Source organism: Streptomyces adelaidensis (assembly GCF_016598475.1).
GTDB classification, from domain to species: domain Bacteria; phylum Actinomycetota; class Actinomycetes; order Streptomycetales; family Streptomycetaceae; genus Streptomyces; species Streptomyces adelaidensis.
The window spans coordinates 1-9,377 of the sequence record NZ_JAEMUX010000153.1 but is presented as its reverse complement, the minus strand read 5'-3'; the positions used below and the strand labels follow the sequence as shown (position 1 = coordinate 9,377).

Genomic DNA, 9,377 nt, shown 5'->3' with positions numbered 1-9,377 from the left:
AAGTCCGGGGAGGCGGTGGCCGGCGAGCCGGTGACCGACCGGGCTGCGGGCGAGGGCTCGGGCGCGGAGCGCGGCGGGGCCGCAGCCGGTGCGGGTGGCTCGGACGGTGATGCGGAGGCGGAGGCCGACGCGGGCACCGAGGACGAGCCCGTTGCGGATGACGAGGCCTCCGAGACTGAGCCGGAGGCTGTTGCTGAGGCGGAGCGCGGTGACGCTGACCCGCGCTTGCGGGGTGCCGCCGCGCCCACCCGTGCCGCCCCAGCGGCACGACTGCCCGCAGCCGGGGCGGAGGCGGGGCCTGAGGCTGCCGCCGAGCCCCAGGGGGGCGCTGAGCCCTCGCGGGACGCCAAGCCCCAAGGAGACGTTGACCCTCGGCGCGACGCCGACCCCGAGGCTGCTCGGGAGCCCGAATCCGGTGCAGGCTCGAAGGCCGCCACGGAGCCCGGCGACAGCGCGGATGCGCGGGCAGGTGCCGAGGCGAAGGCGGAGGCCGGTGCCGCTGCCGATGCGCGGCCAGGTTCCGAGGGCAAAGCCGGGTCCGGTGACCCGGATGTGCGGCCTGGCTCCGAGAACGCGGTGGCGCCCGGCGACACCGCCGACGCCCGGCCCACCTCCGAAGGCGGCAGGCCCGACGCCCGGCCCGGTTCGGCCGGCACCCCGGCGGCTGGTCCTGCCGCTGCCACGGACACCGACCCCGCTCCGGAACCGGAAGCCGGTAAGCCGGAAGCTGCCGAGTCCGAGGCCGAGGTCGAGTCCGAGGCCGAGGTCGGCAAGTCGGAGGCCGAGGTCGGCAAGTCGGAGGCGGAGACGTCGGCAGACGGCTATCCGGGAGCCGCCGACGTCGAGGACGGCCCACAGGGGTCGCCCGCGCCCGGCGACGAGAGCCGCGCGGGTGGGGAGGCGGGGGTGGACCAGCCGACCGGGGTCTTCCGGGCTCCCCGGCCGCCCGCGTTGGACCACCCCACCACCATGCTCAAACTGGGCGGCGCCGCCGGTGCCACCAAGCGGGCCGGCGAAGCCGAGGCCGAGGCCGACGACGAGGCCGCTCCTGAGCCGCCCCCCAGCGAACGCACCAGCAAATTCGTAGCCCTCAAGCGGTGGGACGAGCCCGCGCAGGGCCCCGCTGAGGCGACCCGGGCGATTCCGCAGATCGGGCCGGAGCGGACGACACAGCAACCGCTGCCGCCGAGGCCGCCGTTGGATCTGCTGGCGGAGCTGACGAACACGCCGCCGCCCCGGCAGACCCCGGTGCGGACGGTCATCCGGCGGGTCAAGATCTGGACACCGCTGGCGATCCTGCTGGTGATCGTGTTTGCGGTCGTACAGGCCGTACGGCCGCTCCCGACAGCGACGCTCGCCCTGACCGCCGAGGCGTCGTACACGTTCAAGGGCGAGAAGGTCTCCCTGCCGTGGCCCGCCGAGGGCCAGGGCTGGATGGACGTGAACGGCATCGGCACGATGGACACCTTCGGCAAGCAGGAGCCGGTGGCCATCGGCTCGGTCGCCAAGGCGATGACCGCGTACGTCATCATGAAGGAACACCCGATGAAGGTCGGGGCGAAGGGCGCGACGATCCCGGTCGACGCCACGGCCGAGACCGAGGGCGGCTACGACAAGGACGGCAAGGGCGAGTCCACGCTCAACACCGTCAAGGAGGGCGACAACCTCTCCCAGTACGACGCCCTCGCGGCGATCATGATTCCGTCCGCGAACAACATCGCGCGACTCCTCGCCCGCTGGGACAGCAACGGTTCCGAGGAGGAGTTCGTCAAGAAGATGAACGCCGCCGCCAAGGACCTCGGCATGACCGACACCAAGTACACCGACCCGTCCGGGCTGAAGGAGTCGACCGTCTCCACCGCCGAGGACCAGGTCAAGCTCGGCAACGAGCTGGTGAAGATGAAGGCCCTGACCGACATCACCAAGCTGCCCTACTGGTTCGACCCCTCGGGCAAGCGCTGGGACAACTACAACCGGCTCGTCCCGTACGACAACGCCATCGGCATCAAGACCGGCTCGACCACGCCCGCCGGCGGCAACCTGCTCTTCGCGGCCACCCAGGAGGTCGGCGGCGGGACGGCGATCGTCGTCGGCGCGGTCCTCGGCCAGCACACGCCGCCGATCATCGACACGGTCAACGCGGTCAGCAAGACGGCGATGATCGCCTCCCAGGAGGCGCTGACCGCCAGCACGATCCTGAAGAAGGGCACCGTCGTCGGACACGTCGACGACGGGCTCGGCGGTCAGAGTCCGGTCGTGGTCACGAAGGACGTCGCCGCGGTCGGCTGGGCCGGCAAGACCGTCAAGCTCGAACTCGACGCGAACGAGTCGCTGCCGCACGCGGCCGAGGCGGGCACCAAGGTCGGCACACTGATCGTCGGCGACGGCTCGGGCGAGGGCATCGAGGTACCGGTCGCCCTCCAGAAGGACCTCACCGAGCCTGGCTTCGGACCGAGACTCACGCGTATCAGCTGACCCGAGTGAGCTGACCCGCATGGGCTGAACCGCATGAACTGACCCGCATGAACTGACCCGCATGAACTGACCCGCATGAACTGACCCGCATGAACTGACCCGCATGAACTGACACCAGGGCGCCCTTCCCGTAGCTCGTATCTCGTAGCTACGGGAAGGGCGCCCGACCTATTCCCCGCTCTCCCCGCTCTCCCCGTCCTCCGCCCGCTCCTTCTCCTCCGCTTCCTTCTCGCACTCCAGCGCCGTCTTCCGCGAAGGCCCCCCGTACTGGGAGCTGATGCGGACGTCCCCCGCCTCGTGCACCGTCAGGCGGGTGAACTCGGTGAGGTCGCCGTCGGACTCGCGGTCGGCGGTGAGGCAGCCGTTGTCGGCCCAGAGCCAGGGGGAGTAGGCGACGCGGACGATGACCTCACCGGGTTTCGTCATGTGGACGACGAGGTTGGCGCCGTCGGCGCTGACGACGGAGGCGGGCTTGTCGACCAGCGGCGTCGCGTTCTTCACCCGGTAGATCTTCCAGTTGGCGTCCTGCCAGACGGGCTCCAGATAGTCCGGCTCGCTGGTCACCAGGGCGTGTTCGAGCTCGGCGGGCCCATCCGGCTCGCCGTTGACGAGGACGACGAAGCCGACGGCCCACTGGGAGAGCCAGGCCTTGTACGCGGTCGGCGTGAAGGCGCCCTCGGGCACCTCGGTCCCGCCGTGGCCCTCGTAGAAGAGCCGGCCGCGTTCGACGTCGGCCTGCCGGTTCCAGCCGCGCGCCATGTTGATGTACGGGGCGAGGATGGCGGCCTCGCGGTGGTCGCGGGCCGGGACCACCTCGACGCGGGTCTTCCAGGCGCCGAGCCGCTGGAGCTCGTTCACGACACCGTCGGTCTTGACGGCCCACTCGGGCACCTTGGTGTTGGTGACGATGTCGGCGGTCGTCTTGCCGGTGAGCCAGGTCAGGGAGAGGACCAGGGCCACCGCGCCGGCCAGCTGCCGCCGCCGGGGGGTGAACCAGGACAGCGGCAGCCGGGAGTCGTCCGCGCGGGCCTCGCCCCGGTACAGGCAGATCGCCAGGGCCGCGGCGGGTCCGGCCAGCTCCAGGAGCCGTTCGACGTTCGTGCCGATGGGGGTGGGGATCAGGTAGCAGAGGACCACGCCGAGCGCGTAGATCGCGGCGCTCAGGCGGAGTACCCGCCAGGCGCTCGGCGCGACCAGCACGACCACCGCGCACAGCACGACCGGCGGCCATATCCGGCTGAAGGCCATGGGCTGCTCGCCCTCGAAGGGGAACAGCAGGGTGGTGACGGCGACGACGGTCACCGGCGGCACGATCAGCGCCGCCGCCCGGCCCCACTCGCGGCACAGCAGATACGCGGCGCCGACCACGAGGAGGAACAGCCCGGACACGGGGCTCCCCAGAGTGGACAGCGTCGCGCACACCGCCGCCACGGCCAGCGGCCACCGCTTGCGGCCGCTCACCACCCCCAGCAGGGCCCCCATCGCGAAGGCCGTGCCCAGGACGAACGTGGAGCGGCCCGACACCACCTGGCACCACAGCGAGAACGTCGCCGCCAGCGCGATCGGCACCGGTGCCCGTACGCCCGTTCGAGTGACGACCTCACCGGCCAGCCAGGAGGCCGAGAGCCCCGAGACCAGCGTGACCGGGACGACGCCGCACGCCGCCATCAGATACGGCGAGAGCACGCTGTAGTTCGCCGCGTGCAGTCCGCCGTACCAGAACAGGTTGACCGCGGAGTCCGGGTACATCTTCGCGAACTCCGCCCACGCCACCTGGGCCGCCAGGTCGCCACCGCCGGTCGCGAAGACCGCCCACCACACGAAGTACAGCGGCAGGGCGCACAGGGCGGCCGTCAGGGCCACTCGATGGCGCTCCCGCCACGGCTCGCGCGTCGGCGACGGTTTGCCGGCGCGCGAGACGGGGCGTCGTGGGGTCAGCTCGGCAAAGGCCACTGCGGCTCTTCCGTTCCGTTCGACTCGTGCGGGCGGGCGGGTGCGGATCTTCACAGACGTCGTCCCAGATGTTCTCCCTGTGCCGAGGCAGACGCTGCGTTGAGGTAGACGCTAATCACTCGCTGACAGTTGGCCGACAGGACCGGTTCCATCCGCTACGGCCGTAGGGAAACCCCTACGGACCTACGAAGGTCAGGATGCGACCGGGAACGCCACGTCGCACACCGGGTCCTCGGGGCCCGCCGCGTCCCAGTCCGCGAAGTAGATCTCGCGGCACGGCCCGACGACCTCCAGGCCGTGCTCGGCGATCCACCGCTCGACCGCCTCGAAGGCCGCGAGGATCTGCGGATGGGCCACCTGCGCCTTGGTGATCCGGGTGTACACGAGCCGTCCCGCCGGCTCCACGCGCACCTTCGTCCCCCACGCCCGGCCCTGCTCGGCCGCCCAGACCCGGGCGGCACCCTCGTCCGCGACCGGCACGCACGACTCGGCGGGCCCGTCGCTCTCCAGGGAAACCTCGGAGTGGTACACGACGAACGCCGCCCCGGTGGTTCCGCCGCAGGCCGCCGCGCCCTCCTCCAGCCGCCCCAGTGAGGCCCCGATCCACGCCGGAAGCTCGTCCGCGAGGGTGTGCCGCGACTGGGTCAGCAGTACCCGCGGGGCCGTGTCGACCGTCTCGACCACGAACTTCCCGTACATCTCGTCCATCTCGCTCATCCCTGAACCCTTTCCCGAAAGGCGTCCACGGAGGTAGGCGACCAGGGTCCGCCGGGAAGCGAACCGTTCCTCGGCCCCGGCCCAGTACGCGGCGAGCAGGTCGGCGGCCCGGCCGCCGTCCGGCTCCACGCCATCCGCGCCATCCGCGCCATCCGCGCCATCCGCGCCATCCGCGCCATCCGCGCCATCCGCGCCATCCACGGCCGCCGCGCCATCCACGGCCTCCACGATCTCGGCGATCCTCGCGAGAGGCATGTCGAGTTGCCGCAGCATCGCCACGAGGCGGGCGCGTTCGGCCTGGTCGGCGCGGTAGTACCGGTAGCCGTTCCCGTCGTCGACGTACGCCGGCGTGAGCAGCCCCAGCCGGTCGTACAGCCGCAGTGCCTTCGCCGACAGCCGTGAGCGGGTGGCGAAGGCACCGATGGTGAGCAGGTCGTTCATCGGGTCCACTGGGTCGTCCTCCGTCGCCGGGCGCCTTCCGCCCGGCGAGGGGGACGGTGCCCCTTGCCCCAGGGACAAGGTCGAGGGGTGTCAGCCGATGGCCTTCTCCAGGGCGGTGACCAGCTCCGCCGACTCGGGCTCGGTCTGCGGCGAGAAGCGGGCGACGACAGAGCCGTCACGGCCGATCAGGAACTTCTCGAAGTTCCAGCGGATGTCCCCGGTGTGCCCCTCGGCGTCCGCGTGGCCGACCAGCCCCTCGTACAGCGCGTGCCGCCCCTCCCCGTTCACCTCGACCTTCTCGGTCAGCGGGAAGGTCACGCCGTACGTCGCCGAGCAGAACTCCGCGATCTCCTCGGCCGAGCCCGGCTCCTGCCCGAGGAACTGGTTGCACGGCACCCCGAGCACGGTGAAGCCCTGCGCCGCGTAACGCGCCTGGAGCGCTTCGAGGCCCGTGTACTGAGGGGTGAGACCGCACTTGGAGGCCACGTTCACGACAAGTACGGCCTGCCCGGCGTACTGCGTGAGGTCCGCGGAACCGCCCTTGAGGGCGCCGATCTCGACGTCGAGGACAGAGGTGCCAGCGTTGTTGGTAGTCATAAGCGGATGCTATCTCCGGAAAGGTTTTCGCCCCCGCCGCCCCTACCCGTCCCATCCCTGGGGGCTGCGCCCCCAGACTCCCCTCCGGCCTGAACGGCCTCGTCCTCAAGCGCCGGGCGGGCTTCAGGTGCCCGCGCCTCTCCGGCATGCACGAGCACCTCCCCGGCCGCCGTCCGCGCGTACAACACCGACGGCCCGGCCCGCCCGCGCCGCACCAGCCCGGCGTCCAGCAGCACCTTCAGGTGACGGCCGACGGAACCGAGCCCCTGCCCGGTCACCGCGCACAGTTGCGTCGTACTCATCGGGGAGTCGAGGAGGACGAGGACCCGGGCGCGGGCGTCGCCGAGGAGCGGCCCGAGGGCGGTGGGCACGGCCATCGTGTCGTTCCCGTCGGCGAGGACGCCCGAGCACGGGTACACGACGGCGTACCGCTCCCCCTCCTCCCACGCCACCCACCCGATGCGTTGAGGGGTGACCGGCGTGAAGACCAGTCGCGCGCCGGAGATCTCCCGCGGCGGGTACTCGTGGAGATTGACCTGGAGCCGGTTCTCACCGAGCCACCGCATCCCCGGCCGCAGCGCGTCCAGCACGGCCGCCCACCCGGCCTGCCCCAACCGCGCGGTACGGGCGAGGACATCGGCCTCCAGTACGCGCCGCCGCCGCTCCCAGTACGGCCGTACGGTCTCCTCCCACACGTATGTCAGGAGGTCGGCCGCGCGGTCGGGCAGGTCGTCGCGGTGCAGGGCGGCGGGGAGGGGGCCGCGCAGGGAGAGGGCGAGGTGGGCGCGGGCGGCGGTGGGGTCGGCGTGCCGGATACGGGCGATCTCGTCGGCGAAGGTCTCGCCCTCGCGCGGTGTGGGCGTGAGGAAGTCGGCGATCCACTCCTTGCCGAGCCCGGCGCGGACGACAAGCGCGGTGACCGGGTCCCGCGCCAACTCCGCCCGGTACACGGGCAGATGCGCCGCCAGCCACGCCCGTTCCCCGGGATGCGACCCCGCCCCCGCGTGCAGCATCTTCACGCTCGCGAACGTCTCCGCGAGCGGTGACACCACGAACCGGCTCCCGGCGAGGGTGTCGGCGTTGATCTGCCACCAGCCCACAGGGACTCCTCGGGTCTCGCGAGTTTCGCGGGTGCGCGAAACACTAACGCCGGGCCGGCGAGGACAGTGATCGTCCCTACTTATGCGCTCCTACAAACTCCTCTTCCGCACAAGGGAGTTCACCCCTCTCTTCCTCTCCTCCGCCCTCCAGGTCGCCGCCTCCACGGTCGGCGGTCTGGCCCTCGGCACCTCGGTCTACGAGGCGACCGGCTCCCCTCTCCTGTCCGCGCTCAGCATGTTCGGCCCGTCCCTGGCCCAGGTGGTCGGCGCGACGACCCTGCTGTCGGCCGCGGACCGGCTGCCGCCGAGGGCGACGATGACGGGTCTGGCCGTGTCGTTCGCGGCGAGCACGGCGGTGCTGGCGCTGCCCGGTCTGCCGCTGTGGGCGGTCTTCGTGGTGATCGCGGCCCAGGGGCTGGTCGCGTCGCTCGGCGGGGGAGTCCGCTGGGGCCTGCTGAACGAGATCCTGCACAAGGCCGGCCAGCCGCGGGCCGGCCAGCCGCGGGGCGACGATCCGCAGGACGACCATCCGCAGGACGGCGATCTGGAGGACGGCGATCTGGAGGGCAGCTATCTGCTGGGCCGTTCGGTGTTCAACATGATGCACGGGCTCACTCAGATCGCCGGCTACGCGACCGGCGGCGCCCTGGTGGCCTTCCTGTCCCCGGCGGTCACGCTGCTGGTGGCGGCGGTCCTGTACGCCGGGGCGGCCCTCTGTACGGCGCTGGGCCTGACCCGCCGTGCCCCCCGCGCCGCCGGCCGCCCGTCCGTCGCCGAGACCCGGCGCACGAACGCCCGCCTGTGGTCGTCCGCCCCGCGCCGCCGCCTCTATCTCGGCCTGTGGGTCCCCAACGGCCTCGTCGTCGGCTGCGAGTCCCTGTTCGTCGCCTACGCCCCCGACCGCGCGGGCCTGCTGTTCGCGTGCGCGGCGCTCGGCATGCTGGCCGGTGACGTGACGGTCGGCCGCCTCCTGCCGCCCCGGGTGCGCGACCGCCTGGCCACCCCGCTGCTCCTGCTCCTGGCCACCCCGTACCTGCTGTTCGCCCTCCAGCCCCCGGCCCCCGTCGCGGCGGCCTGCGCCACCCTCGCCTCGATCGGCTTCGGCGCGAGCCTCGTCCAGCAACAGCGGCTCCTGACCCTCACCCCACCCGAACTCACCGGCCACGCCCTCGGCTTGCACTCCGCCGGCATGCTCACCCTCCAGGGCCTCAGCGCGGCCCTCGCGGGCACGCTCGCCCAACTGACCTCACCGGGCACGGCGATGACGGTGATGGCGGGGGCGTCGGTGGTGGTGACGCTGGGGTTGTGGGCGGCGGGCCGAGACGAGCGGGCAGGGCTTTCGTCACCGCCGCGTACGTGCTGACCGGTGCCAATTGGTTTGACCGCAAGCGAGTTGCACATGAGTTACCCGTCCCTCAGGGCCACGTACGCTCGACACGGTCGTGCCGCACGGCGTACGCCGCCGGGCCGCCCTTCTCGACGGCCCGGTGGATCGCGTCACAACGCGCGACGAGCCGCTCGACCGTCTCTGCGCTGCGAAGCCGCTGGTTGTCCAGGTAGAACAGCACGGCCTCGCGCTCAAGGACGGGTCGGATCTCCAGGTCCCCGGTCTTGATCCGCCCGTCCTTCGAGAGCGGGACCCAGGAGCGGTCCAGGCCGTACGTGATCCACTCTTCGTCCGGGATGTCCTGTCCGTCGTCCGGGAAGACGTCCCCGATGCGGGGAACCGTCCACCCGCAGGATCTCAGCCCCTCCGCCACCCGACGACCGCGATTCCGGTCGAGGAAGAACTCAGGCGGCAAGGTGCACCACTGCCCGGCAGAGGGCGTCCACCTGCTCAGGCGTCATGTCGTAGTCGTACGCGATGCCTTCGATGGTCTCCCCGGCCTCCCCCAGGTCGGTGATGGCCCGGACAGTGACGCGGTTGGCGGCCACCACGGTGTACGCCGCGACGCCGACCGTGACCGCGCTGCCGCGCCGCTGGGCGAGGGCGTTGGAGATCACGGTGAAGTCGGCTGTCAGCCGGGTGCGTACGTGGATCACGCCGGAGGTCGGAGCTCCGGCGTCGGCGCGCAGGGGCGCGTTAGACTGCGA

8 protein-coding genes and 1 pseudogene are annotated in these 9,377 nt (G+C 71.9%); 2 read left to right on the top strand and 7 right to left on the bottom strand.

Annotation, left to right across the window (positions count from 1 at the left end; all coding sequences use genetic code 11):
* Nucleotides 1–357, bottom strand: a 357-nt coding sequence (locus I8N67_RS44445; RefSeq protein WP_307835515.1) for a hypothetical protein, incomplete at its 3' end; no start/stop codon positions are given.
* A gap of 279 nt (nucleotides 358–636) precedes the next feature.
* Here I8N67_RS44445 and I8N67_RS40050 point away from each other — a divergent pair.
* A pseudogene (locus I8N67_RS40050) lies at nucleotides 637–2,475 on the top strand (D-alanyl-D-alanine carboxypeptidase family protein); the annotation flags it as partial.
* A 168-nt stretch (nucleotides 2,476–2,643) separates the two neighbouring features.
* On the opposite strand, the gene I8N67_RS40045 reads toward I8N67_RS40050, so the two are convergent.
* From I8N67_RS40045 to I8N67_RS40030, 4 genes are all read right to left on the bottom strand, one after another.
* Nucleotides 2,644–4,338 carry a DUF8823 domain-containing protein gene (locus I8N67_RS40045; RefSeq protein ID WP_200309231.1) on the bottom strand — a complete coding sequence of 565 codons (1,695 nt, stop codon included), beginning with the start codon at nucleotides 4,336–4,338 and terminating at the stop codon, nucleotides 2,644–2,646.
* Nucleotides 4,339–4,620: 282 nt separating this feature from the next.
* The gene (locus I8N67_RS40040) at nucleotides 4,621–5,586 is read right to left on the bottom strand and encodes a MerR family transcriptional regulator (protein WP_200309233.1); all 966 of its coding nucleotides are present in this window, start codon (nucleotides 5,584–5,586) and stop codon (nucleotides 4,621–4,623) included.
* Nucleotides 5,587–5,676: 90 nt separating this feature from the next.
* Nucleotides 5,677–6,183 (bottom strand): glutathione peroxidase, encoded by a 507-nt coding sequence (locus I8N67_RS40035; RefSeq protein ID WP_200309230.1) that lies wholly within the window; start codon nucleotides 6,181–6,183, stop codon nucleotides 5,677–5,679.
* A complete protein-coding gene (locus I8N67_RS40030) occupies nucleotides 6,180–7,283 on the bottom strand; it encodes an ArsR family transcriptional regulator (protein ID WP_200309229.1) in 1,104 nt (367 codons plus the stop codon). Before I8N67_RS40030 ends, I8N67_RS40035 begins: the two co-directional genes overlap by 4 nt.
* 82 nt (nucleotides 7,284–7,365) lie before the next feature.
* On the opposite strand from I8N67_RS40030, the gene I8N67_RS40025 reads away from it, so the two are divergent.
* The gene (locus I8N67_RS40025; RefSeq protein ID WP_200309228.1) at nucleotides 7,366–8,646 is read left to right on the top strand and encodes an MFS transporter; all 1,281 of its coding nucleotides are present in this window, start codon (nucleotides 7,366–7,368) and stop codon (nucleotides 8,644–8,646) included.
* A 52-nt stretch (nucleotides 8,647–8,698) separates the two neighbouring features.
* Here I8N67_RS40025 and I8N67_RS40020 read toward each other — a convergent pair whose 3' ends face one another.
* Nucleotides 8,699–9,085, bottom strand: coding sequence for a PIN-like domain-containing protein (locus I8N67_RS40020; RefSeq protein WP_200309227.1), 387 nt, complete (start codon nucleotides 9,083–9,085; stop codon nucleotides 8,699–8,701).
* A partial coding sequence (locus tag I8N67_RS44080) for a DUF433 domain-containing protein (RefSeq protein WP_200309226.1) occupies nucleotides 9,075–9,377 on the bottom strand: 303 nt, incomplete at its 5' end. The genes I8N67_RS44080 and I8N67_RS40020, both read right to left, overlap by 11 nt.